General features: G+C 61.8%; 16 protein-coding genes. 10 read left to right on the top strand and 6 right to left on the bottom strand.

Annotated elements, in window-relative coordinates; all coding sequences use genetic code 11:
- Positions 1–220 precede the first annotated feature (220 nt).
- The gene (locus J7E24_RS12930; RefSeq protein ID WP_215138576.1) at positions 221–1,423 is read right to left on the bottom strand and encodes a threonine synthase; all 1,203 of its coding nucleotides are present in this window, start codon (positions 1,421–1,423) and stop codon (positions 221–223) included.
- A gap of 266 nt (positions 1,424–1,689) precedes the next feature.
- Positions 1,690–2,598, bottom strand: a complete 909-nt coding sequence (locus tag J7E24_RS12935; protein ID WP_215138577.1) for a LysR family transcriptional regulator — start codon at positions 2,596–2,598, stop codon at positions 1,690–1,692.
- Between the two features lie 197 nt (positions 2,599–2,795).
- Between J7E24_RS12935 and J7E24_RS12940 the strand changes: the two genes are divergently transcribed.
- The gene (locus J7E24_RS12940; RefSeq protein WP_215138578.1) at positions 2,796–5,897 is read left to right on the top strand and encodes a T9SS-dependent choice-of-anchor J family protein; all 3,102 of its coding nucleotides are present in this window, start codon (positions 2,796–2,798) and stop codon (positions 5,895–5,897) included.
- A 179-nt stretch (positions 5,898–6,076) separates the two neighbouring features.
- On the opposite strand, the gene J7E24_RS12945 is transcribed toward J7E24_RS12940, so the two are convergent.
- Entirely contained in the window at positions 6,077–6,628 is a 552-nt protein-coding gene (locus J7E24_RS12945) for an RBBP9/YdeN family alpha/beta hydrolase (protein WP_215138579.1), read from the bottom strand.
- A gap of 54 nt (positions 6,629–6,682) precedes the next feature.
- Here J7E24_RS12945 and J7E24_RS12950 point away from each other — a divergent pair, with 54 nt between their 5' ends.
- Entirely contained in the window at positions 6,683–7,279 is a 597-nt protein-coding gene (locus tag J7E24_RS12950) for a Uma2 family endonuclease (protein ID WP_215138580.1), read from the top strand.
- Positions 7,280–7,310: 31 nt separating this feature from the next.
- On the opposite strand, the gene J7E24_RS12955 is transcribed toward J7E24_RS12950, so the two are convergent.
- Positions 7,311–7,931 (bottom strand): hypothetical protein, encoded by a 621-nt coding sequence (locus J7E24_RS12955; RefSeq protein ID WP_215138581.1) that lies wholly within the window; start codon positions 7,929–7,931, stop codon positions 7,311–7,313.
- Positions 7,932–8,033: 102 nt separating this feature from the next.
- Here J7E24_RS12955 and J7E24_RS12960 point away from each other — a divergent pair, with 102 nt between their 5' ends.
- A complete protein-coding gene (locus J7E24_RS12960) occupies positions 8,034–13,628 on the top strand; it encodes an alpha-2-macroglobulin family protein (protein ID WP_215138582.1) in 5,595 nt (1,864 codons plus the stop codon).
- A gap of 271 nt (positions 13,629–13,899) precedes the next feature.
- Positions 13,900–14,745, top strand: a complete 846-nt coding sequence (locus J7E24_RS12965; protein ID WP_215138583.1) for an FkbM family methyltransferase — start codon at positions 13,900–13,902, stop codon at positions 14,743–14,745.
- Positions 14,746–15,003: 258 nt separating this feature from the next.
- Here J7E24_RS12965 and J7E24_RS12970 read toward each other — a convergent pair whose 3' ends face one another.
- Positions 15,004–15,600 (bottom strand): Uma2 family endonuclease, encoded by a 597-nt coding sequence (locus J7E24_RS12970; protein WP_215138584.1) that lies wholly within the window; start codon positions 15,598–15,600, stop codon positions 15,004–15,006.
- Positions 15,601–15,678: 78 nt separating this feature from the next.
- Here J7E24_RS12970 and pbpC point away from each other — a divergent pair, with 78 nt between their 5' ends.
- From pbpC to J7E24_RS12990, 4 genes are all read left to right on the top strand, one after another.
- Positions 15,679–18,117: a penicillin-binding protein 1C gene (gene pbpC, locus J7E24_RS12975; RefSeq protein WP_215138585.1), complete on the top strand. Its 2,439-nt coding sequence runs from the start codon at positions 15,679–15,681 to the stop codon at positions 18,115–18,117.
- 263 nt (positions 18,118–18,380) lie between these two features.
- Complete coding sequence (locus J7E24_RS12980; RefSeq protein WP_215138586.1) at positions 18,381–19,760, top strand: TolC family protein; 1,380 nt, start codon at positions 18,381–18,383, stop codon at positions 19,758–19,760.
- A 168-nt stretch (positions 19,761–19,928) separates the two neighbouring features.
- Positions 19,929–21,113 (top strand): efflux RND transporter periplasmic adaptor subunit, encoded by a 1,185-nt coding sequence (locus J7E24_RS12985; RefSeq protein ID WP_215138587.1) that lies wholly within the window; start codon positions 19,929–19,931, stop codon positions 21,111–21,113.
- 78 nt (positions 21,114–21,191) lie between these two features.
- Complete coding sequence (locus tag J7E24_RS12990) at positions 21,192–24,404, top strand: efflux RND transporter permease subunit (protein ID WP_215138588.1); 3,213 nt, start codon at positions 21,192–21,194, stop codon at positions 24,402–24,404.
- A gap of 62 nt (positions 24,405–24,466) precedes the next feature.
- On the opposite strand, the gene J7E24_RS12995 is transcribed toward J7E24_RS12990, so the two are convergent.
- Positions 24,467–24,745 (bottom strand): hypothetical protein, encoded by a 279-nt coding sequence (locus J7E24_RS12995; protein WP_215138589.1) that lies wholly within the window; start codon positions 24,743–24,745, stop codon positions 24,467–24,469.
- Between the two features lie 196 nt (positions 24,746–24,941).
- Here J7E24_RS12995 and J7E24_RS13000 point away from each other — a divergent pair, with 196 nt between their 5' ends.
- Together J7E24_RS13000 and J7E24_RS13005 are read left to right on the top strand one after the other, a co-directional pair.
- Positions 24,942–25,466, top strand: a complete 525-nt coding sequence (locus tag J7E24_RS13000; protein WP_215138590.1) for a glycine zipper domain-containing protein — start codon at positions 24,942–24,944, stop codon at positions 25,464–25,466.
- 109 nt (positions 25,467–25,575) lie between these two features.
- Positions 25,576–26,040: a YybH family protein gene (locus J7E24_RS13005; RefSeq protein WP_215138591.1), complete on the top strand. Its 465-nt coding sequence runs from the start codon at positions 25,576–25,578 to the stop codon at positions 26,038–26,040.
- Positions 26,041–26,042: the final 2 nt, after the last annotated feature.

The following is a 26,042-nucleotide window of genomic DNA, read 5'->3' on the forward strand; positions in this document are numbered from 1 at the left end:
GCCAAATAGGGTGGCCAAGGAACTGATGCTGGCCCCGCGATGGTGGCCCAGCACGGCTTGTGCCCGGCGGCGCATGCGCGGGTGCGGCCCCCGGGCACAAGCCGCTTCCAGGGTGGTTATTTCGAGGGCTGTCAGCGGCAGAGGGGCTAAAATCATGGCCCAAAGATACGCCCATACGTACCACCCGTTTACTTATGCAACACTACTTAAAACAGCCTCGTTATTTCTCCCAGCGGCCCTCCACGTTTTCCATGTATTTGTCGGCTGAGCCGGTATTGAGCAGCAGGATTTGCTCGCCCGGGGCAATCCAGCCCGAGGCCAGCAGCTTGCGGGCGGCCAGCCAGACGGCCCCGCCCTCGGGAGCCACCAGCAGCCCCTCGTGGCGGGCCAGCTCGCGCATACCGTCCAGCATTCCCTCGTCGGTGATGCTTAGCGCCGTACCATTGGATTCGGCCAGTACGCGCAGCATCATTTTCTCGCCGAGAGGCCGCGGAACGGCCAGGCCGTTGGCAATGGAAGGACGGCCGACGTAGGCGTGGCAGTTGGCCTGCTGGCCGGTGTAGGTAGCTACCAGCGGCTGGCAGGCATCGGCCTGCACGGCCACCATGCGGGGGAGCTTGGCATCGGGCGCCAGCCAGCCCAGCTGCTGCATCTCGCGGAATGCTTTCCAGATACCGATGAGGCCGGTGCCGCCGCCGGCCGGGTACAGCAGCACATCGGGCAACTGCCAGTTGAGCTGCTCGGCCAGCTCGTAGCCCATCGTTTTCTTGCCCTCCAGGCGGTAGGGCTCTTTCAGAGTCGACACGTCGAGCAACTCGCCGTTGGCGTTGCGCTGGCGCACCCAGGCGGCGCAGTCGTTGATGAGGCCGTCGATGAGCTGCACTTCGGCCCCGTACCAGTAGCAGGCCTCCTTGAAAGCCTTGGGCGTGTGGCGGGGCATAGCTACTACGGCCCGCATACCTGCCCGGGCGCAGTAGGCCGCCAGCGCCACGCCCGCATTGCCGGCCGTCGGGATGATGCAGCCCGTAGCGCCCAGCTCCTTTGCCTTGGAAACGGCCATGCTCAGGCCCCGGGCCTTAAACGAGCCGGTGGGGTTCTGGCCTTCATCCTTGAGCAGCAGGCTGGATAAGTCGTAGCGTCCGCCGAGGGTGGGCAGGTGCAGCAACGGCGTCATTCCTTCGCCCAAGGTCACCTTGTTCCTGTCATCGAGCAGGGGCAGCAGGGCCCGGTAGCGCCACATGGAAGCATCGGTTGGGTTGATGGCGGCGGAACGGGAAAGCCGCTCCCGCAGGTCGTAGGTGGCAACCAGTGGCATCTGGTGGCACTCCGACACAAGCTGCATACGATGCGCGGAGTGGGGCTGGCCGCACTCGGAGCATTCCAGCTCGTGCAGGCGGGTGAGGGTTTCGGTGGTGGAGTTCATAAGCAGAGAGTTGAACGCAAAATTCTCTGCCCTGCATGCCGAAAACAAATGGCTAGATGGAATAGCCCATGCCTATTCGGAATACCATGTTACAGTCAAGGACAGCCACGTTAAGTTGACAGAACGACGCAGGAGCGAAGTCGGACCCCGCCATTGGATGGAATCATTGATACAAATTGCAAGAGGTACGAGCCTACTTGCTCTAGTAGCTCTGTTCAGCGGCGGGCGGGGACAAGCCCCACCCCTACGTTGTTCTTCGCCGCCTTCTACCCCCCAGACCCGCTGTAATACCGCCGCGTGAACTGCACGAAGGTTTTGTAGGGCAGGTTGTTTTCGGTGCCCTTACGCTGCACGAACTCGAAATGACGAACCAGGCTCAGATCGAGAATGGGCACCTCGATTAACTCGCCAGCGGCTAGCTCCTTGGTTACGGCCTGGCGGGGCAGAAAGGCCAGGCAGGTATCGACGCGGACGAAGTTTTTAAGGGCTTCGGTGCCACCCAGGCGCACTTTCACGGGTAAATCGGCGAGGCGGATGCCTTTGGCGGCCAGCGCTTCTTCGAGTACGGCCAGCGTGCCCGAGCCGGCTTCGCGCAGGGCCACGGGCGTGCGCAGCAGGTCGGCGGCCAGCAGGGGCTGGCGCAGCAGCGGGTTGCGGCCCGAGCACACGGCCACTACCTCATCGGTGAGCAGGGGCGTGTAAGTAACGTGGCTGACGCGGTGGATACCTTCGATGATACCCAGGTCGATTTCGTGGTCGAGCAGGGCTTTGAGGATGTTTTCGGAATTGCGGTTTTTGAGCGTGAGCCGGGTGTTGGGAAACTCGCCCAGGTAGGCCGACAGCACCGGCGGAATGACGTAGAGCGAAATGGTGGTGCTGGCCCCAATCACCATGTCGAGCGGGGGCGAGAAGGCCGGGCTGAGGGCCGCAAACTCCAGGTGCAGCTCGTGCTGCAGCTGGCGGGCCAGCAGCAGCTTTTGGTAGAGCAGCTCGCCGGCCGGCGTGAGCTGCACGCTATTGCCCAGCCGCTCGAACAGGCCGGTTTTGTAGAATCCTTCCAGCGCCCGCACCCGCTTACTCACCGCCGACTGGCTCAGAAACAGCGTTTGGCCCGCTTTGGTAAAGCTGAGTTGGCGGGCAACTTCCAGGAAGACTTCGTGGGCGAGTGAGAGCATGGCCGCCGCAAAGTACGGCAGATTCGTCAGCAGCCCCCGGGTGGATTTGTTGGGGCACCTGCTGGCCGGCGCGGCGCGCAACAAATTGTGAGCCTGTTGAATTCGGATAGTTTTAGAGGCATCTTTGCTGATAGTCTGTTCAATGCAGACCGCTCAGACTGAGCAATCTATTTGTTTTTCTCCTCATCTGTGCTGCTATGCTGAAACGTCTTCTCCTGCTAAGCTGGGCCAGCCTAAGCCTGAGCGCCCTCCCGGCCCGGGCTCAGGCCCAGGTCACGCTCACGAACAGCCCTTACCTGGAAACCTTCGACGGGCTGAACGGCGGGTTGCCAGCCGGTTTCAGCATCTATACCAACGCGGCTCCGGCCCGGCTGGGCACTCCGGCCCCGCTTACCACGGCGCCCACCGCCTGGAACAACAGCAGCGGCGCGTTCAAAAACTTCGCCTCGGCTACCGGCCTGCCCGCTACTGCCTCGTCGGCCGAGCAGGCGGCGGCCCCCAACCGGGCCCTGGGCCTGCGCCAGACCGGCAGCTTCGGCGACGGCACCAGCATGGCTACCCCGCCTACCGGCGTGGGGCCGGCTTTTGTGTTTCAGATAGCCAACACCCTTGGCAAAACCGATTTCGAGCTGGCCTTCCGGCTTCAGTCGCTCGACAACACCATTGGTCGTACCGCTACCTGGCAGGTCGAGTACGGCCTGGGAGCCGCGCCCGGCAGCTTTACAACGGTAGGTAGCACAGCTAATACCGGCCCGTTCTTCGCCAACACGCCTATCCAGATTGGGTTTGGCGGAGCCCTCGACAACCAGGCGGGTCCCGTCTGGATTCGGATTATAGCCCCCAACCCCACTACCGGCCCGGGCAGCCGGCCTAGCTCGGCCATTGATGATTTTGCCCTCAGCTGGAACGCCAACCCCAACGCACCAGCTCTGGCTGTTGCGCCCACGACAATCGACTTCGGCAAGCAAAGCATCAATGTTCCTTCCGAGCCGCGCACTTTCAGCCTAACGGGCACCCGGCTCACGGCCCCGGCCCGCGTGCGCACGGCCGCCCCGTTTGCCGTTTCCAAGGATGGGGTGGTCTTCGACAGCGTGGCCGTGTACTCGGTGGCCGAGCTGGCCCAGCCCCGACTGGTGTACGTACGCTTCACCCCCGGCACCCTGGGCCAGGCCAGCGGCCCGGTGAGCGGCGTAGCCACTGCCAGCAGCCCCGGCGCCGGCAGCCGCGCGGTAGCACTGCGCGGCACCGGCAACGACCCGACCCAGACGGTATACGATTTCAATACCTGCAATGGAACCACCAATCTGGCCGATGGCTGGATTCAGTTCAGCGTAACGGGGGGGCAAACCTGGGCCTGCACCAGCTTCGGCCGCAACCCCACCGACCCTACCGATGCGGCCCCCAGCCCCGGTGCCGTGCAGATGAATGGCTTTGCCAACGGCGGCAACCAGGCCAACGAAGACTGGCTGATTTCGCCCGCCCTGAACCTGACCAGTACCACGTTTCCGCAGCTTTCATACTGGACCCGCACGGCCTTCAACGGCCCAGGCCTGCGCCTGCTGGTTTCTACTACCTATTCGGGGACCGGCAGCCCCAACGCCCCCGGCGTTACCTGGACCGATTTGAGCGCCAGTTTCCCCGCCCAGAACTCGAATGTGTGGCAAAACTACAGCCTCGACCTGAGCGGTTACAAGCAAGGCGGCGTATACGTGGCCTTTGTGTATAGCTCGACTACCAACGGCGCCGCCCGCTGGAGCGTTGATGATGTGGTGCTGACTAATTCGGCTGCCCCCTCGGCACCTACCATTCGTCTGAGCACCCAGAACCTGGCTTTCGGCTACCAGCCAGTAAACGCGCCTGCCTTCCAGAACATCGTACTGACGACCACCAACCTGACCGGTCCGCTGACCATTACGTCGACGGATGCGGCCTTTCAGCTGTCGAAAGACAGCCTCGTGTTCAGCACCAGCCTGACGTACTCGCAGGCCGAAGCCAGCAACCGCCAACTGCCCGTGCGGGTGCGCTTTCTGCCCACGCAACCTGCTGCCGATTACGCTACCACCCTCAGCATTGCTACGCCCAACGTACCCACGCTAACCCCGGCCCTGCGCGGCAACACCTACGACGCCAGCAAAACCCTGGAAGTCGTGAACTGGAACCTGGAGTGGTTTGGCTCGACGGTAGCCGGCCAGGGACCAACCGATGTGGAGCTACAGCAAACCAACGCCACCACCGTATTCAGGGCGCTGTCCGCCGATGTGTATGCGCTGCAGGAAATAGTAGACACGCTGCGCCTGCGCAACCTGACGGCGACCCTATCGGCTCAGTCGGGCCTGCCCTACGCCTACAAGATTGCCGACTTCGGCTCCTTCGGCGACAACGCGGCCGACCCCGACTATGCCGGTACCCAGAAACTGGCCTTCGTATACCGCTCCGATGTGGTGAAGCCCGTGCTGTTTCAGGGGTTGCTGCGCTGCACCCAGGCCCAGAATTGCCCCGCTTTCAACGCCTGGTCATCGGGCCGCTTCCCGTACCTGATGGCTGCCGATGTTACGCTCGACGGCCGCACGCAGCGGGTCAACTTCGTGAACATTCATGCCAAGGCCAACTTTTCGGCCAGCTCGGCCAACGACTATGCCCGCCGCAAAGCCGGCGCCGAACAGCTCAAAACCCTGCTCGAAACCAGCTACCCCGGCTCCAATACGCTCATCCTCGGCGACTTCAACGATGTGCTCGAAGGCACCATTGCCACGGGCGTTACGCCCGCCGTTTCCTCGTACGACACCTTCGTTTCTGACCCCAACTATGTGGCCCTCACCCTGCCGCTGGCCCGGGCCGGCGCCCAGAGCACCGTGGGCTTCGGAACGGTGATTGACAATGCTATTGCCACCCGGCAGCTGGCCTCGTACTACATCAACGGCACGGCCGCCATCCGCACCGATTTGGCCGCCGGCGTTGCCAACTACGCCAGCACCACCACCGACCATTACCCGGTGTTCACGCGCTTTCTGCTGACCCAGACGCCCACGGCAACTACCGCCGCCACGGCCACCGCTCCGCTGAACCTGTACCCGAACCCGGCCACCAGCAGCCTCCGGTTTGAGGTGCCCGAAACCGGACGAGACCTGCGCCTGAGCGTGTACACCACCACCGGCCGCCTCGTGTTGGAAGCCACCGGCTCGGCCGGGCAGCTTAACCAGCAGCTCAGCCAGCGCGTGGCCAGCCTAAGCAGCGGCCTGTATGTGGTGCGTATAGAGGGCGCGAAGCAGGCCTACGTGAGCCGCCTCCAGAAGCTGTAGCTATTGCTTTGGCAACGATAAAAAAAGCGCCCCGGCCGGTTGGTCGGGGCGCTTTTGGTTGAAATGTAGCGCGAAGCTCCAGCTTCGCGTGTCGTTGCTGATTTTGCTGACTGCCGAACGTCATCGTTCAACGATACGCGAAGCTGGAGCTTCGCGCTACAGCCGTTCTGCGCCTCGCGCTACGGCGATACAGACGCACCATCAATCAGCTTCTGCACCAGCGCCCAGCCAGCCGGCCAAAGCCCTAGCCCCGACTCGGAGTTGAGGTGGCCCGCGGCCCCCACGTTTACCAGACGGCTACCCCAGGCGGTGGCAAACTCCCGGGCGCGGTCCAGCGTCACATACTCGTCGTTTTCGCTGGCCACCACGATGCCCGGGAAAGGCAGCCGCGCCAGTGGCATGGGCGCAAACCCGCGTACCTCGGGCAGCTGTGCCCGCCGGTCCACATCGGCGGGACCGACGAGCAGGGCCCCGGCTACGGGGCGGGTGGCCGTAGCGGCCCAGTGGGCCACCGTAGCGCAGGCCAGGCTGTGGGCCACCAGCACTACCGGCCCCGGCGCGGCGGCAGAAACGGCCGCGTCGAGGGCGGCCACCCAGTCGGTGCAAACGGGGTGCTCCCAGTCGTGCTGCTCCACGCGCCGGCAGCCATAGTGCTGCTCCCAATGGGTTTGCCAGTGGGCCGGGCCCGAGCTGCCCAGGCCGGGAACGGTAAGGAGGGTAACGGCTTGCATGGCCCGAATGTACGCCGGCCGCGTATCTTTAGGCTAGACCATAAGCCCGCTGTTATGCCTATCATCACCCACATTTCCCAGCTCGACCTCACTAAAACGTACACCTACGCCGACTACCTGACCTGGCGGCTGGATGAGTTCGTGGAGTTGATTAAAGGTAAAGTGCGGCTGATGAGCCCGGCGCCGCGGGTCGTGCACCAGCGCCTATCCAGCCGGTTTATGGGCCTGATTTACCAGCAACTAGCCAACGGCGAATGCGAGGTTTTTCATGCGCCTTTTGATGTCCGGCTCACCAGAATGTCAGCCAATGGTGATGCCCAGGTAACTACTGTGGTACAACCCGATATCTGCGTAGTGTGCGACCCAGCCAAACTGGACGAAAAAGGCTGCGTGGGCTCGCCTAGCTGGATTATTGAAATTCTAAGCCCAGGCAATTTGGCTCGCGACACCAAGGAAAAGTTTGACCTCTACGAAGAGAACGAGGTGCCGGAATACTGGATTGTGTCACCCGGCGAAAAAAGCATTACGGTGTACGTATTGCGTGACGGCCGCTACCAGGTACACGGCGAATACTTCGAGCCGGGCCGGATTGGCTGCCACACGCTGCCGGGGCTGGAGATGGAATGGGCGGAGGTGTTTGCGGGGGTGTAGGCTCAATAATATGGTTATCAGCCACCGTAACTCATTTTTTCACCTTTGAAAACACTGCTTCAAACTTACCGACGAGGGCCATGAATGGGGCTGCATGAATATTCGTTGAGCTACTTAATCCGCCTGTATACATTTCAACGTGAGTGGATTTATTCTCAAATTCAAGAGCACCACTTGCATCATGGATAACATAGTGCAGTAGTCGGTCCTTCCCATCGTAAACGGTGTCAAGATTGGTAACTATTACATTATTGAATACTGCTTTTGCCAAGTCGAACAGGCTATCTGCCTGCTGTTTACTCACATCTGATATCAACGTATCGCCGGAAACCACTGCACACTTAATCAATATACTATTGAACTCATATCGGGTTCTGATCCGGTAGATGTACATCACAGTTTCAGGATTACCTGATTCAGAAAAGTATCTCCCTGAATACTTTTTTGTCCATTGGTCTTTCCGTGCCAGTGTGTATTTCGTGCTGTTTCCACATCCGCTTTCGCCGCCGCCATCGGACAGCTTTGCTTTCAGAGTATAATCGTAGTTCGGCCTCACTTCATATCTACCTTTATTCTGGTCTTTACACCCGGTGATTGTAAGGCTAGCCAGAACACTTATTAGCAGAAGAAAACCACTATTTACAAGTCCCATGTACGAAGGCGTTGAATCAGTAATTACCCCACTCAAAGCTATATAAAAGCCCACAACATCCCCCTTTTTCTATACCTTCGGGCGCCTATCCTTCCTCCCCCTATGCTGCTTTCCCGACTTGCCCGCCAGCCGCTGCTGGTGTTGCTGGCGCTGCTTGGTTTCGCCTGTTCGCGCTCCGATGAGGGCGCACCCGACCCCAACGGCGCGGAAATCGACCCCTACCAGAACATCGTGTTCCAGTTTGCCGATGCCGTAGTGGGGCCCGAGCAGCTCGACCGCTGGGATACCACGCGGGTGGTGGCGTTCGAGCCGGCCATGCGCGGCAAGTTCAAGTGGACCACCGACCGGGAGCTGGTGTTTTCGCCCAACGTGCCGCTGCGGCCCAGCACGGCCTTCACGGCCAAACTGCGCACGGAGGCCCTGCCCGAAGACACGCGCCGGAAAACCGAGCTGCCCACCGACCGCGAGAAATTCCATACGCCCTACCTGACGCTGGAGGCACCCCAGGCCTTCTGGGGCCGCTCGGGCCGGGCCGCGGGCACGGCCGAGCTGCGGGTGGAACTCCCTTTCAACTACCCCGTAAAGCCCGCCGACGTGAAGCCGCTGCTGCGCCTGACCCAGGACGGGCAGCCGGTGGCCTTCGAGCTGGCCGCCGCCGAGGCGGGCCAGCAGGTGCGCCTGAACCTGACCCAGCAGGTGCGGCCCGGCACGCCGCTACTAGTGGCGCTGGCCCCCGGGCTGAGCGCAGTAGGCAGCGACTTGCCCACCGACCAGGCCACCGAAGCCGAGCTGACCGTGCCCGACCCCCAGGCCCTGGAAGTAACGGCCATGACCGGCACGCTGCAGGGCGCCGACCCGGTCGTTACCATCCAGACCAACCAGCCGGTAAGCGCCATGGATTTGCGGAGCGCCGTGGCCGTGTCGCCGCAGGTGGCTTTTGAGGTGGAGGAGCTGGAAAGCGGCGTGCGCCTGAAAGGCGGTTTCGAGGTGGGCAAAAGCTACCAGGTGCGCCTGAGCAGCGGCCTGCGCGGCAGCCTGGGCGGCCTATTGAACGACGACGTAACCCAGACGGTGAGCTTCTCCAACGAACGGCCCACCATCAGCTTTGCCAGCGCCGACAAGGCCCTGTACCTCGACGCGCTGGGCGCCCGCAACCTGGGCATCCGCATCAACGAGGTCGACAAGGTAAAGGTGACCATTGCCAAGGTGTACGCCAACAACATCCAGCAGCTGTTGCGCGGCGGCAGCCAGTACGGCTACCCCGAGTACGACCCCGACGACGACAGCGGCAACCAGGACGAGTACGGCGAGTACGTGGACCGCTCGTTTCAGTACTACGACGTAGAGAACCTGGGCAACGTGCTTTCCGACCGCACCTACACGGTGGCCGGCATGCCCAAAGAGCAGGGTTTGCGGCTGCTGAACCTGAGCTTGAAAGACCTGGAGTTTTCGGGGGGCCTCAAGGGGCTCTACGTGATCCGCGTGCAGGACACCGAGCGGCAGTGGCTGCAGGTGAGCAAGCTGGTAGCCGTGTCGGACATCGGCCTGATTGTGAAGCAGGGCGCAGCCGGCAGCACGATGGTATTCGCTAACTCGATTCGGGAAGCCCAGGCCCTGGGCGGGGTCGAAATCAGCTACCTGAGCACCAACAACCAGGTAATGGGCACCGGCGTCACCAACGGCGCGGGCGTGGCCAAGTTCGACAGCACCGCCCAGAACGCGCGGTTCCGGCTGGGTATGGTGGTGGCCCGGCGCGGCGACGACTTCACGTTTCTGGACCTGAGCCGCAGCCGGGTGGAAACCTCGCGCTTCGAGGTGGGCGGCCTGCAAAGCAACGCCGCCCGCTACCAGGCCTTCCTCTACGGCGACCGGGACCTGTACCGCCCCGGCGACACCATCCAGACCAACACCGTGGTGCGCACCGAAACCTGGCAGGCCCCGCCCAAAGGCCTCCCGCTGAAGGTGCGCCTGCTGCTGCCCACCGGCAAGGAGTACGCCAGCCTGCAGAAAACGCTGAGCGCCGAGGGCAGCAGCGAGGCCCGCTTCATTCTGCCCCCCAGCGTGATGACCGGCCTCTACACGCTCGAAATCCTGACCGCCAACGACGTGCTGCTGACTTCGCGCCAGCTCTCGGTGGAGGAGTTTATTCCGGACCGGATGAAGGTGACGGTGAAGGCTAGTCCGGCCGTGGTGAAGCCCAGCCAGACCGTGCAGGCCCGGATTACGGCCCAGAACCTATTTGGTCCGCCCGCCTCCGACCGCAAGTTTGAGGTGGAATTCTCACTCAAAGAAAAGCGCTTCCAGCCCAAGGAATTCCCCAACTATACCTTCGCCATCAACAGCGGCGACCGGCGCCGCGGCAACTACGGCAGCCTGGAATCGACCCCGATTGCCGACCGCTTCGAGAAAACCGTGCGCGAAGGCACCACCGACGCCGCCGGCCGCGGCACGGCCACCTACCAGGTGCCCGACTACCCCGATTTGGGCACCCTGGAAGGCGCGGCCTTTACCACCGTGTTCGACGAAACCGGCCGCCCCGTAAACCGCCTAGCCACCTTCGAGGTGCAGACGCAGGCGGTAATGTTCGGGGTGCAGAACTTGGATGAGCTGGTGAAAACCCGCGACGAGGTGCCCGTGCGGCTGGTGGCCCTCACGCCGGCCGGCCAGCCCACCAGCGCCACGGCCAGGGTGGAAGTTATCCGCATGCTCTGGGAAACCGTGATTGAGCGCCGCGGCGGCCGCTACATCTACAACTCGCAGAAGCGCGAGGAAACGACCCTGAGCCGCAACGTGCAGGTTTCCGGCAGCGGCACCGATGCCAATCTGGGCTTCGCGCCGCAGTATTCGGGCGAGTACGAAATTCGGGTTTCGCGGCCCGGCGCGGCCACCTACGTGGCCCAGCGCGTGTACGCCTACGGCTACGGCGACACCCAGAGCAACTCCTTCGAGGTGAACAACGAGGGCGAGGTAACTATTGAGGCCGACCAGGCGAAATACGAGCCCGGCCAGACCGCCCACCTGCTGCTCAAAACGCCCTTCCCCGGCCGCGTGCTGGTAACGGTGGAGCGGGACCGGGTGCTCGACCATTTCTACGTGGATACCGACGAGAAATCGGCCAAGGTCGACATTCCGATTCGCGGCGGCCACGTGCCCAACATCTACGTAACGGCCACCGCCATCCGCCCCATCAAAGACAACCGCCTGCCTCTGACCGTGGCCCGCGGCTTCGTGCCCCTGACGGTCGAAAAGACCGGTTCGCGGCTGTCAGTGGCCATTAAGGCGCCCGCGCTGAGCCGCTCGCAAACCAGCCAGACCATTGAGGTAACCACCGCCCCCGGCGCCCAGGTAACGCTGGCCATGGTGGATGAGGGAATATTGCAGATGAAGGATTTCCGCACGCCCGACCCCCACGGCTACTTCTACCAGAAGCGCGCCCTCGAAGTGGCGGCCCACGACGTGTACCCCTTCCTGCTGCCCGAGCTGGGCACCAGCTCCACCGGCGGCGACGGCTACGACCTGGCCCGCCGCACCACGCCCGTGCCCTCGCGCCGCGTGAAGCTGCTGGCCAAGTGGAGCGGCGTACTCACGGCCGACGCCAACGGCAAAGTCCGCTACAAACTGCAGGTGCCCCAGTTTAGCGGGGCCATCCGCATCATGGCCGTGGCCTACCAGGGCGACGCTTTCGGCTCGGCCGAACACACCATGCGCGTGGCCGACCCGGTGGTTATTTCCACAGCCCTGCCCCGCTTCCTAAGCCCCGGCGACACGATTGACGTGCCGGTGACGCTGACGAATACAACGGATAAGGTTATAGATATCATTATAGAACCAAGCAGCACTTTGCTTAAGCGTATAGCTGACCTTCCTCGTTCATCTAGCAGTGACTTAGGCTATCGGGTTGACATGCTACCGCTAAGTCCGAACACAGAAAAGAGGGTGTTGTACCGTTACGCAGCAAAAACAATTGGCTCAGCTTCTATTAAGATACAAGTCAAAGCATACACTCGTAAATCACCTAATACTCCTGGTAACAACACAGACGCCAATGCGGCCAAACCAACTTATACCTTCACCGAAACTATCGAAATCCCCGTGCGGCCCGCTTCGCCGCTGCAAAAGCGCACCGGCAGCGGCTCGCTGGCGGGCGGCGGCAAGGCGCAGCAGCTGAATCTGAAGACCGATTTCATGGCCGCCTCGCTCCGGAGCCAGCTGGTGGTGAGCCGCTCGCCGATGGCCGAGTTTGCCAAGGATTTGCGCTGGCTGCTGCAGTACCCCTACGGCTGCCTGGAGCAAACCGTGTCGGCCGCCTTCCCGCAGCTGTACTACGGTGATTTGGCTGCCACGCTGGGCCAAAAAAACGGTCTAAGCTCTAAGCTCTCAAATCTAAGCTCTAACTATAACCCCAACTACCACGTGCAGGAGGCCATCCGCAAGGTGGAGGCCCAGCAGATGTACAACGGCAGCCTCAGCTACTGGCCCGGCGGCGACTACGACAACTGGTGGGCCACGGCCTACGCCGCCCACTTCCTGCTGGAGGCCCGGCAGGCCGGTTTTGCGGTGAACAAAAACGTGCTCGACCGGGTGCTCGGCTACCTGGAAACCCGCAGCCGCCAGCGCGAAACCGAAATCTACAACATCATCCAGACCGGCGGGGTAATCCGGCCCGTAACGCTGGCCAAGAAGGAAATCCCGTACTCGCTCTACGTACTGGCCCTGGCCGGCCGGCCCACCCCCGTGGCCCTCAACTACTACAAAGCCAACCGCCCCCTGCTGGCCGACGACTCGCGCTACCTGCTGGCGGCGGCCTTCGCCCTGAGCGGCAACCAGCGCGGTTTCCAGCAGACGGTGCCCAGCCGCTACGGCGCGGCCCCGAGCATCGCCCGCCGCGAGCTGGGCGGCTCCTTCGCCTCGCCCATTCGCGACATGGCCCTGGTGCTCAACGCCCTGCTCGCCGCCGACCCCGGCAACCCGCAGGTCGTGAGTCTGAGCCGCCAGCTGAGCCGCCGCGTGCAGCAGGCCGGCTGGCTGAGCACCCAGGAACGCGCTTTCTCGCTGCTGGCCCTGGGCAAGCTGGCCAAGAGCAACGCCAACAGCACCGCCACCGCCCAGCTTTTGGCCGACGGCAAGAACATCGGCGCCTTCACTGGTAAAGACCTCACGGTGAGCAACGTGGCCAACCGCCAGATTACGCTGCGGCCGGCCGGCAAAGGCAGCCTCTACTACTTCTGGGAGCTGGAAGGCATTTCGCCCACCGGCCGCGTGGCCGAGGAGGATGCCTACCTAACGGTGCGCCGCCAGTTCCTGGACCGCAACGGCAACCCGCTGGGCTCGGCCACCTTCCGCCAGAATGATTTAGTGGTGGTGCGCATCACGGTGCAGTCGGCCGAAAGCGCCGGCGAAGTGGCCAACGTGGCCATCACCGACCTGCTGCCCGCCGGCCTCGAAATCGAGAACCCCCGCATCGGGGCCGTGCGCGAGCTGGCCTGGGCCAAAGACGCCGCCCAGCCCGACTACCTCGACGTGCGCGACGACCGCCTGAACCTGTTCACCACCGCTACCCCCAAACCTAAAGCCTTCTACTACCTGGCCCGCGCCGTGAGCAAAGGCACCTTCCGCCTAGGCCCCGTCAGCGCCGACGCCATGTACAACGCCGAATACCACAGCTACAGCGGCGCCGGCGTGGTGCGGGTGCGGTGAATATTTTAGCCCGGACTTCAGTCAGCAGCCCGCCCAACTGAACAGCTTATTCGCGTATTCGCGGAATTTGCCAAACAGCTCTCGGCAGGCTCATTCCGGCGCTTCCTGGCTCAGGAAACTCAATTCCACCAACGAGGCGCCGGCGCCCGGGCTCCGCCGGACACGACTCGGGCATAGGCAGTGGAATTGCGTACCTTAGCCCACCCAATCACCGAAAGAGGCGGCGAGCGGTGCTGGCCTGGGTTGGCGTTTTTTCAGAAACAAGCAATCTATGAACACAACTTCCTACTACCTGAATTCGACCTATTATTTCTTTATGCGGTGGGTTTTCCACAAGCAATATTTGATTGCGCCGGCACCCGAGCATAATCTGAGCTTTAAATTTAAAACTGAGGACGCGGTTGGTAGGCGGATGTTTAAAACCGGCATATGTGAACCCGGCATTACCCGCTGCTTTCTGAATAACGTGCATTTAGGGGAGAATGATATCATGCTCGACATTGGGGCCAATATCGGTTGGTATTCGATGCTCTTCGACCGGAATTCGCCTGCTTCGGCGCGCATTTATGCCTTCGAGCCCGATCCGCTTAATTACGGGCTGCTAACTGACAACGCGCAGCGCAATAATGCGCGGAAGGTCACCTGCGTTCAGCAGGCGCTTTCCGACCGGCAGGAAAACAAAACCCTGTACCTATATCCCGACAAAAACCGCGGCCGTCATTCGCTACTTCCCCTGCACGAGGGCAAAAAAATACAAGTTGCTACCACCACAGTGGATGATTTTATGCGCGATGCACAGTTGGACCCGCGGAAAATCAAATTCGTGAAAATAGATGTTGAGGGCTACGAATATTTTGTGCTCAAGGGAGCGAAAAATCTGCTGCCCCACTTGCCGCTTCTGCATACCGAATATTCTTCGGAGATGATGCGAAAAGGCGGAATTGATCCTCAAGAGTTCATCAACTTAATTGTGAGCTACGGATTTCAGCCGTTCATCATCGACGCACAGGGCGAACTGCAGGCCTCATCCAGCGACCAGCTCATGACTATCGAAGATGGGATTGACATTTTGTGGAAGAAAGCCGCTACTGCCGAAGTAGCCGCTGAAACTGTTTAGCAAGTCAAATTATTGCAGTCCTGTCGTCCTTCATCCTGCGCGTGCTTTTGTGAAGGGTCTATACAGCAGCTATTCTAACTGATTAGCCTCTGTATAGGCCCTTCGTCGCCGTTTGATTCGCGCAATGTTCAGGATGACAGACTTGCTAAACAGCTTCGTTGAGTAAAGCTGATACCCGGTCCATACGGCTTCGTGGTTTGCAGGCGTTTCTGCGCGCCTCTTGAAGCCGGGACGCTTCGGCCGATAAACTACCTGATTTTAGATTCCTTCGAACACCTCGGCCCACTCCAGCGCCGCGCCGGGCAGCGTGGCCACCGGAATTGGGCCGGGCTGGTAGAACTCGCCTTGCAGCTGGTACTGGTTTTTTTCGAGCACGTACACCATCACGTTTTTGAGGCCGGGATCCACCATCCAGTATTCGTGCACGCCGTTTTCTTCGTAGAGGTCGAACTTGGTTTTGCTGTCGTGGGCCACGTTGCCGGGGCTCAGGATTTCAATAATCCAGTCGGGCGCGCCCACGCAGCCGAACTCATCGAGCTTGGCCGCGTCGCAGATAACGCACAAGTCGGGCTGCACGACGGTGCTGATTCGGGCGTCGCCATCGGCGGTACTTTTCAGCAGCCGCACATCAAACGGCGCGGCGAAGCCCTGGCAGGCGCTCCCTCTTAGTAGCCCCCCAATCAGTGCACTCAAGTGAAACGAAACCGATTGGTGCCGAACTCGCGACGCAGGGCTCATACGGCGCACTCGGCCCCGAATCAACTCCACAAACTCATCCAGCCGCCACGTCAGGTAGTCGGCGTAGGTATAGGTTTTACTGAGGTCGAGTTGGGAGATGTCGGTGATAACGGGCATAATGCAGGAGGTTAGCAGACTGACGAATATACGCAAGGCTGGCGGCAAGAAGGCCGTAGCAACCCGTATCTTGCCGCCATGAAACGGCGCACCGCTATTCGCACCCTGGAAATCCTGGCCGGGCTGGCGCTGCTGCTGCTGGTTCTCGACCGGGTGTTTCCGTTGCCGCCCGCGCCGCGCTACTCGCCCATCGTGCTGGCCGCCGATGGCACGGTGCTGCACGCCTACCTCAACCCTACTCAGAAGTGGCGGATGAAAACCGAGCTGAGCGAGATTACGCCGGTGCTGCGCCAGACCATCATCGAGAAGGAGGACCGCTGGTTTCGCTGGCACTTTGGGGTGAACCCGCTGGCGCTGGTGCAGGCGGCCGGGCGCAATGTGTTTGGGCAGGGCCGCACCACCGGGGCCAGCACCATTACCATGCAGGTGGCCCGGCTGCTGGAGCCCAAGCCGCGTACGCTGGGTAACAAGTTGCTCGAAATGGCCCGCGCCACCCAGCTCGAAGCCCACTACAGCAAGGACGAGATTCTGCAGCTTTACCTGAACCTGGTGCCCTACGGCGGCAACGTGGAGGGCGTGAAGTCGGCCGCGCTGCTCTATTTCCAGCAGCCGCCCAACTTCCTCTCGCTGGCCCAAACCGTCACGCTGGCCATCATCCCCAACCGCCCGCGGGGCTTGGTGCTGGGCCAGAACAACGAGGCCGTGCGCCGCGAGCGGAACCGCTGGCTCCGGCGGTTCGGGGACGCCGGGCTATTCGCTAAGCAGGACATTGCTGACGCCTTGCTGGAGCCGCTGAACGTGCGCCGCCACGCCGCGCCCATGCTGGCCCCGCACCTGGCGAGGCGGCTGGTGCGGCAGTTTCCGCACGAGGCCATTATTCGGAGCAGTCTGCAACGCGCCAAGCAAAGCCGGGCCGAGGAACTGACCGGCAACTACGTGCGCCGCCTGCACGAGTTGGGCATTTCGCAGGCTTCGGTGCTGGTGGTCAACAACCGCACCCGGCGGGTGGAGGCCTATGTGGGCTCGGCCGATTTTCGCGACTTTCGGGGCCAGGGCCAGAACGACGGCGTGGTGGCGGTTCGCTCGCCGGGCAGCACGCTCAAGCCCTTTCTGTACGCGCTGGCCCTCGACCGGGGCCTGGTAACGCCCAAGCTGCAGCTACCCGATGTGCCCACCAACTTCCAGGGCTACCGCCCCGAAAACTTCGACAAGCACTGCCAGGGCGAAGTAACGCTGGAACGGGCCCTGGCCTTCTCGCTCAACATCCCCGCCGTGCGCGTGCTCCAGAACTACGGCGTGCCCGCCTTCACCGAAAAGCTGCAGCAGGCCGGCTTCCAAAGCATAGCCCGCAACCGCACCCAGCTGGGCCTGAGCAGCATTCTGGGCGGCTGCGGCGCTACCTTGGAAGAGCTGACCGGGCTATACGCGGCCCTGGCGAACGGGGGCGAGTATGCGGCGCTGGGGCTGACTGCTGATTCCCTCCTGCCGGGCGCCTCACGTAGCGCCTCACCCCCTAACCCCCTCTCCGAAAAAGGAGAGGGGGGACTAGATTCTATTTCCTCATCTAATTCTAGAAAAAAAGCTAGTTCCCCCTCTCTTCTGGAGAGGGGGCTAGGGGGTGAGGCCCCCAGGGCTCTCACCTCCCCCGCCGCCGCCTTCCTCGTTACCGACATCCTCAGCCAGCTGACCCGGCCCGACTTGCCGCTGGGCGCGGCTCGCAGCACCCGGCTGCCCAAAATTGCCTGGAAAACCGGCACCAGCTACGGCCGCCGCGACGCCTGGAGCATTGGCTACAACCGCGACTATACCATCGGCGTGTGGGTGGGCAACTTCAGCGGGCAGGGCAGCCCGGCCCTCACCGGCTCCGATGTGGCTACGCCCCTGCTCTTCGACCTGTTCAACGCCCTGGCCTACAATTCGCCCAACGACTGGTTTGTGCCGCCCGCCAGCCTCGATTTCCGGCTCGTATGCACCCAAACCGGCCTCGTACCCGGCGAGAACTGCCCCGACCAAGTAATTGACTACTTCCTGCCCGGTCAGAGCTCGGGGCTGCGCTGCCAGCACCAGCGCGAGGTGCTGGTATCGGCCGACGGGGCGTTTACCTACTGCCGGGCCTGCGCGCCGGCGGCCGGGTTCCGGCGCGAACTGTACCCCAACCTGCTGCCCGATGTGGCCGCCTACCGGGTGGCCCAGGGCCTGCCGTATCGCCGCCTGCCGCCCCACAACCCGCAGTGCCAGCGCGCCAGCGGCGGCCCCGAGCGGGCACCCACTATCACCTCACCCACCCCCAACACCGAGTACGTTTTGAGCGCCCACGAGCAGCAGCAATTGCTGCTCAGCTGCACCACCGACAGCGAAGTCCGCCAGGTGTACTGGTACGTGAACGACCAGTTTCTGCGGGCGGCGGCGGCCACCGAGCGGGTATTTTTTCGCCCCCCACCCGGACCACTCAAAATCTCCTGCGCCGACGACCACGGCCGCAACACCGACGTGCTGGTAACCGTGTCGGAACTATAGCGTTAAGCTCTTTTCAGGAGGTATTTCCCGGCGTTGGCGGTAGTCAGCGCCAATGGGGCAGCCAGCCGGTTGCGGGCCGCGCTGTGCAACGTTTTGCTGAACACAACGACCGTGCGGTTAGGCGAACGTGCCAACAATTACGCCGGCTGCGGGTTGTGGCAGCTTGGGTTTCATTACCCGGTCTTGGTCCGACCTTTTTAATCCGTGCTTTCTGACTGCTTTTCCTCTGTTCGCGTAAGCAGATTGCTGCTTACGCCCGTCCTATGAAACTACCGCTTCGCGCTTCCGGGCTGCCGGGTTTACTGCTGCTCCTGCTGCTGCTCCTGCCGCTACTAAGTCTCGCTCAGGTGGCTGCACCTGCTCCACCGCTTTCCAACCAACCGCTTTCCCTTACAGAGTGCCTGCAGTATGCCTTGCAGAACCAGCCGCTGGTACGCCAGGCGCGGCTCGATGAGGCCATTGGCGAGCGGCAGATTCGGGTCGGCCTCTCGGCCTGGCTGCCCCAGATTCAGGGTACGGGCACCTACACCCGCAATTTCCAGCTACCGGTGGCCGTGCTGCCCAACTTCACCGACCCCTCGGCCCCGGCCCAGGTGCGGCGCATTGGTTTGCAGAACACCTCGAACCTGGGGCTGCAGGGCAACCAGGTGCTGTATAATGCCGATGTGCTGCTGGCCGCCCGCTCGGCCCGCTACGTGCGCCAGCAGAACGGGCAAAACACCGTCAGCTTTCAGATTGACGTGGTACGCGACGTGAGTAAGGCCTTCTACGACATCCTGCTGACCAACGAGCAGCTGCGCGTGCTCGACGAGGCCATCCGCCGCCAGCAGCAGCAGCTCAAGGATGCCTTCGCGCAATACGAGGTCGGCCTCAAGGATAAAATCGACTACAAGCGGGCCGAAATTGCCGTGAAAAACGCCGTGACCGACCGCAAGAGCACGGCCGAAAACCTTAAGGGCAAGTACGCCGTGCTGCGCCAGCTGATGGGCGCCCCGCCCGAGGCCGGCCCCGTAACGCTGGCCTACGATACGCTGCAGCTGGCCCGCGAAACCCTGCTCGACACGCTGGAGCCCCTGGCCTTCGAGCGCCGCATTGAGTTACAGCAACTCCTGACTCAGCAACAGCTCCAGCGCCTCGACATCGACTACTACCGCCTAGGTTTTCTGCCCTCGCTTACGGCCTTCGGCAACTACACCAAGGTGTACCAGAACAACGAATTCTCGGAACTCTATAAGCAGGCTTTCCCTACCTCGCAGGCCGGTTTGCAATTGGGGCTACCGATTTTCACCGGCACCCGCCGCCTCCAGAACCTCAAGATTGCCGAGCTGCGCCAGGACCGCCTGAGTCTGCAGGTGCTCGACACCAAAAACCAGATTAGCACCGAATACGAACAGGCGCTGGCCCGCTACAAAGGCAACTTTCTCGACCTGCAGGCCCAGGCTCAGAACCGCGACGATGCCCGCGAAATCTACAAAATCATCAAGCTGCAGTACGATGAAGGCATCAAAACCTACCTCGAAGTAATTGTGGCCGAAAACGACCTGCGCGCCTCCCAGCTCAACTACTACAACGCCCTCTACGCCGTGCTGGCCGCCAAACTCGACGTGCAGCGCGCCCTGGGTACGCTGCCAGTAGCGTATTGATAAGAACAAGCCGTTCGGAAAGAACGTCATTCAGAGCGAAGCGAAGAATCTCGCTCGGAGTCTTTTTACCAACCGTTCAACGGTAGCACGCGAGATTCTTCGCTGCGCTCTGAATGACCACGGTCTTCTGCCCCTGTAAAGCTGCCTCCCGGCCCAACACCCCAACTCATGAAGTACCCTTTTCTCTCTCTTTTGGCCCTGCTGCTGCTGGCGGGCTGCGGCTCCAACCAGGATGCGGACAAACCAGCCGGTCCGCCGCCGCCCACGCCCGTAACACTGATAACGGCCCGCACCACCGACGCCGTGTACTACGACGAGTACCCGGCCACGGCCGTGGCGCTCAACAGCGTGGAGCTGCGCAGCCAGGTGGGCGGCTTTATCACGGGCCTGTTTTTTAAGGAAGGCGAAGTGGTGCGCAAGGGCCAGAAGCTCTACGAAATTGATAAGCGCACCTACGAGGCGGCCTACCAGCAGGCGCTGGCAGGGCTGCGGAGCACCCAGGCCACGGCCCAGAATGCCAAGCTCAACCTCGACCGGTACCAGCGCCTAGCCCAGCAGGACGCCATTGCAGGCCAGATTGTGGACAACGCCGCCACCAGCTACGCCACCGCCCAGGCCCAGGTAGCCCAGGCCCGCGCCGCCGTTTCGCTGGCCCGCACCGATTTAAGCTACTCCACCATCACGGCTCCGTTCACCGGCCGCATCGGCATTTCGCAGGTGCGCCTGGGCTCCCAGATCAGCCCCGGTTCCACGCTGCTTAACACCATCAGCGCCGAGGACCCGATGGGCGTGGATTTCGTTATCAACGAAACCGACCTGCCCCGCTTTACGGCCCTGCAGAACGCTGGCAAAGCCAATCCCGACTCGCTTTTCCAGCTGGAGCTGTCGGATGGCACTATGTATAAGTACCCAGGCCGCATAAAGGCCATTGCGCGGGGCGTAGAGCAGCAAACGGCCACGGTGCAGGTGCGGGTGGAATTTGCTAACCCTGAGCAACGCCTCAAAGATGGCATGAGCACGGTGCTGCGCGTGCTCAACCGGCAGTCGGGCCAGCGCATTGTGGTGCCCTACAAGGCCGTGACCGACCAGATGGGCGAGAGTTTCGTGTACATCGTGGGCGACAGCAGCAAGGCCCATCAGCAGAAAGTGCAGCTCGGCCCCCAGCTCCGCGACCAGATTGTGGTGCTCGAAGGCTTGAAAGAAGGCGACCAGGTGATTACCGAAGGTTTCCAGCGCCTGCGCGAGGGCAGCCCCGTGCAGGCCGGCACGCCGGAAGCCGCCGGCGCAACCGGCACTCCGGCGGCAACTTCTGCCAAAGCAGCCCCCACAGCTACCCCAGCCGCTAGAAACTAGAAAACCAGCTTCCCTTCTGAACAGCAGGCTAAGAGCTAGCAGCTTTCAGCCAATAGCTTAGAAATACAGCTCCCTAAAATGATAGCAGAAACCTTTATCCGCCGGCCGGTTACGGCTATTGTTACGTCGCTGGTGATTGTGCTGGTGGGCGTGCTGGCCATCCTGAACCTGCCGGTGGGCCAGTACCCGGAAATCACGCCGCCCACCGTGTCGGTGAACGGGACGTACACCGGCGCCGATGCCCAGACGGTGGAGCAGACGGTGGCCACGCCCGTAGAAGTACAGGTGAACGGTACGCCGGGCATGACCTACCTGCAGAGCAACAGCACCAGCAACGGGCAAATGAGCATGACGGTGAACTTCGAGTTGGGCACCGACGTGAACATTGCCGCCCTCGACGTGCAGAACCGCGTGGGCATTGCCCTGCCCTCGCTTCCCCAGGAAGTGCAGCGCCTGGGCCTGACGGTGCGCAAGCGGAACCCCAGCATTCTGATGCTGGTGGCCATGTACGCTCCCAAAGGCACCCACAACACCACGTTCCTCGACAACTACGCCAACCTGTTCATCAAAGACGCCCTGCTGCGCACATCCGGCGTGGGCGACATTGTGAGCCGGGCCGACGACTTCTCGATGCGCGTCTGGCTCAACCCCGATAAACTCTCGCAGCTCGGCGTAACGGCCCAGGAAGTAACGGCCGCCATTCAGGAGCAGAATGCCCAGATTGCGGCCGGCTCCATTGGGGCCCCACCCGCCCCGGCGGGCCAGGCGTTCGAGTATATTGTGTTTGTGCAGGGCCGCCTGCGCACGACCGAGGAGTTCGGCAACATCATCATCAAAACCAACCCCGAAGACGGGGCCGTGGTCTACCTCAAGGATGTGGCGCGGCTGGAGTTGGGCAAGTTCAACTACTCCAGCAACTCGTTTGTCGATGGCAAGCGCGCCGCCTACCTGCTCGTGTACCAGGCCCCCGGTGCCAACGCCCTCGACACCTACGAGAACGTGAAAACCACCATGGAACGGCTTAAGCAGCAGTTTCCGGCCGATGTGGAGTACATCATCCCCTTCGAATCGGCCTCAGTAGTGAAGGTGTCGATTGAGGAAGTGCTGCACACACTGGCTGAGGCCCTGGTGCTCGTGATTATTGTGGTGTTCCTGTTTCTGCAAAGCTGGCGCTCCACCCTCATTCCGGTGCTGGCCATTCCGGTGTCCATCATCGGCACGTTCATTTTCTTCATTCCGCTGGGCTTTACCATCAACACGCTCACCATGTTCGGCTTCGTGCTGGCCATTGGTATTGTGGTCGATGATGCTATTGTGGTGGTGGAGGCCGTGGAGCACAACATGAACGCACGCAAAATGCCGGTTCTGGAAGCCACCATGACGGCCATGCGCGAAATTTCGGCACCCGTTATTGCCATTGCTCTCATTCTGGCGGCCGTGTTTGTGCCGGTGGGCTTCATCCCGGGCATTACCGGGCGGCTGTATCAGCAATTTGCCATCACCATCGCCATTTCGGTGGTTATTTCGGCCTTTGTGGCTCTCTCGCTCACGCCAGCGCTGTGCGTGCTGCTGCTCAAGCCTCACGAGCGCAACGAGGAGTCGAAGGGCCTCGACAAGTTCTTTTTCCGGTTCAACAACTGGTTTGAGCGCGTCACCGGCAGGTACGGCAAGGGCGTGCAAAGCGGCATCCGGCACTCGCGGCTGATGGTACTGCTGCTGGTGCTGCTGGTGGGTGGCACGGGCCTGCTGTACCTCAACAAGCCCACGGCCTTTATCCCGACCGAAGACGAGGGCCGCCTGTTTATCACCTACAACCTGCCCGAAGCTTCCTCTACCGAGCGCTCTGTGGCCACGCTCAAGGGCATCATGCAGGAGCTGGATTCTATTAAAGGCATTGCCCACTATGCCGGTCTGGGCGGCCTGAACGTGATTAACTTTTCATCGAAGTCGAATAGCGGCACCATTTTCTGCCAGCTCGAACCCTGGGCCAACCGCCAAGACAAAGAGCTGCAGTTGGAGGGCCTGATGGCTACCGTGCAACAGCGGCTCAGCAAGTTCAAGGAAGCCAACGTGGTCGTTATTTCGCCGCCCGCCATTCCGGGTCTGGGCAACAGTGGGGGTTTCTCGTTTATTTTCCAGGAGCGCGACGGCGACGGGGATATCAAGACCTTCGACCGCAACCTGAAAGCCTTTCAGGCGGCGTTGGGCAAACGGCCCGAAATTGCGCGGCCCTTCTCGTTCTTCACCGCCAGCACGCCGGGCTACCAGCTGTCCATCGACCGCGAAAAGGCCAAGAAGCTGGGCGTGTCTATTGCCGACATCGGCACGGCGCTGCGCACTTACCTGGGCTCCTCCTACGTCAACGACTTCACACTCTACGGCCGCAATTTCCGCGTCGTTACCCAGGCCGATTCGGGCTACCGGGGCAGCATCGAAAATCTGAGCCAGTACTATGTGCGCAACAAAACCGGCGGCATGGTGCCCCTGAGCACGGTTACCAGCTACCGCCGCGCCGAGTCGGCCCCGCTGATTTCGCACTTCAACCTGTTCCGCTCGGCCGAAATCAACGGCAGCGCCGCCCCCGGCTACTCCTCGGGCGACGCGCTGAATGCCCTGAAGGAAGTAGCAGCCGAATCGTTGCCGCAGGGCTACGGCTACGAGTTTTCGGGCCTGACGCGTGAGGAGCAGAAGGCCGGTGGACAGACCTTCTACATTTTCGGTCTTTCGCTGGTGTTCGTGTTCCTGCTGCTGGCGGCCCTGTACGAGAGCTGGTCGGTGCCGTTTTCGGTGCTGCTGGCCGTGCCGCTGGGCGCGTTTGGGGCCATCTTGGCGCTTACTTTCCTGCCCAAGCTCACCAACAACGTGTACGCCCAAATTGGCCTGATTACGCTCATCGGCCTATCAGCCAAAAACGCCATCCTCATCATCGAATTTGCCAAGGAGCGGGTAGATAAAGGCATGCCGCTCGTTGAGGCCACGCTCGAAGCCGTGCGCCTGCGCCTACGCCCCATCGTGATGACCTCGCTGGCCTTTATTCTGGGCGTTACGCCGCTGGTATTCGCCTCGGGCGCCGGCGCCATCAGCCGCCAAACCATCGGCTGGACGGTACTCGGCGGCATGCTTTCGGCCACGCTGCTGGCCATTTTCATCGTGCCGGTGCTCTACGTGCTCATCACCCGCTTCGCCTATGGCAAAGAGAAGCTGGCCGAGCTGGAAGCCAACTACCAGCCCGACGAAGAGCACGGCGGCCCCACTGCTCCCGGCGAAGGCGACCATTCGCTGGCTAGGTAAGCAGCTGAATAGCTGGAGAAAGCCCGTCATTCTTCGCTGCGCGCCGAATGACGGGCTTTCTTTTACCCCACCGCCCACACCTCTGTACCAACGGGCACAACTGCAGCATCTTGCTGCGTGAGCAATAGCACCCGAACAGTAGGCTCACCGGCGCGGGCTACTTCCTCGACGCTGGCCGTAGCGGAAAACTCCTGTTTATCAGGAAAAACCATTCGAACCGCCAGGCTCGTATGCAATGGCATCGAGGCCAGAGTTTCGGGCGGCCCGGCGGGTAGCAGTAGTACGCCCAGGCCTGTGAGCACCCGGCTTTCGGCAACTCGTAATAGAAATAGTGCTTTCATCAGATAAAATACGCGAAATTGTGCAACGCTGGCCTCTAGACAGACTTTTACCGGCTTGGTAGACCACGGCGCAGGCAGCGAAAATCAACCTGCCGAAGCTCAACCTCAACCAGGAGATAAGCGTATTGGCATGGTGCTTGTAAACCACCCTGTAACTCCGGGCCACCAGCGCCCTTCCACTTTAAACACATTGGCCATGAAAAAGGTAAGTCTGCTTCTCGCATTTGTCCTGTTCCTCACCACGGTCTTTAATGGCTTCGCTCAGGACCGTAAGGTTAGCTCCAGCGCTAAAGGTGCCGTACTCGGCGGCCTGGGTGGCGCTGCCGCCGGAGCCCTCATCAACAAGAAAAACCGCGTGGTAGGCGGGGCCGTGGGTGGCGCTGCCGGTGCCGGCCTGGGCTACAGCATTGGCCGCACCGCCGATAACAAGCGCCGCGCCGAAGCCGCCCGCGTAGCCGCTGCCCGTCGGGCCGAGGCCAACCGCCAGTCGGCTTACCGCTCGGGCATTGCCCAGGGTAAAGCTTCGGCCGCCCGCGCCAACGCCGCTACCATGGCTGCTACTGCTGCTCCGGCCGCTGCCCCTGCCATGATGAGCAGCTTTGCCGCTCCCGGTGCTTCCCCTGCCGCTTACGCCATGAGCTCGGGCTACCTGCCCAACGAGGCTTATGGCAAGCGCGAAGCCGCTTACCCTACTTCCGAAGTTCGTCGTAAGAGCTGGTAGTCCGGCCCGTTTGCGTAGTTTCAAAGCCCAGGTCTGCGGACCTGGGCTTTTCGCGCCTCTGGCCCCGTTGCCTGCCTCGCTCCTGTTTTTTTTACCATAACCTCTTCCCATGAAACGCATTTTTGGCCTCCTGCTGGGAGGTGCCCTGCTCGCCGGCTGCTCCGACACCAAAACCGATGCCGCCGCCGACGTGAACGTGCAAAGCCTCAACCAACAGTTTATTGGGGCCTGGAACGCCAAAAACACCGTGCAGCTCGATTCGCTGCTGGCCGACGACGTGCAGTACGCCCAGGGCGCCACGCGCTTCAGCGGCAAGTCGGAGGTGTCGGACAAATGGGTACGCGCCACCATGGGCACCATTGCCGACCTGAAGCTGTATGCCACCAGCACGGGCAACGGCCCGGCCATGGCCTACGAAGCCGGCACGTTCTCGACCGAGGTACTGCCCGAAATGGCCGACCAGCCCCGCGGCGAAGGTGAAGGCAACTTCATTTTGGTTTGGAAAAAGAACGCTAAAAACGCCTGGAAGCTCAGCTACGTGCAGCTCGAAGGCTTGCCCGTGAAGGTGAAGTAACC

The sequence above is a fragment of the Hymenobacter sp. ISL-91 genome, assembly GCF_018613725.1.
Taxonomy (GTDB): Bacteria; Bacteroidota; Bacteroidia; order Cytophagales; family Hymenobacteraceae; genus Hymenobacter.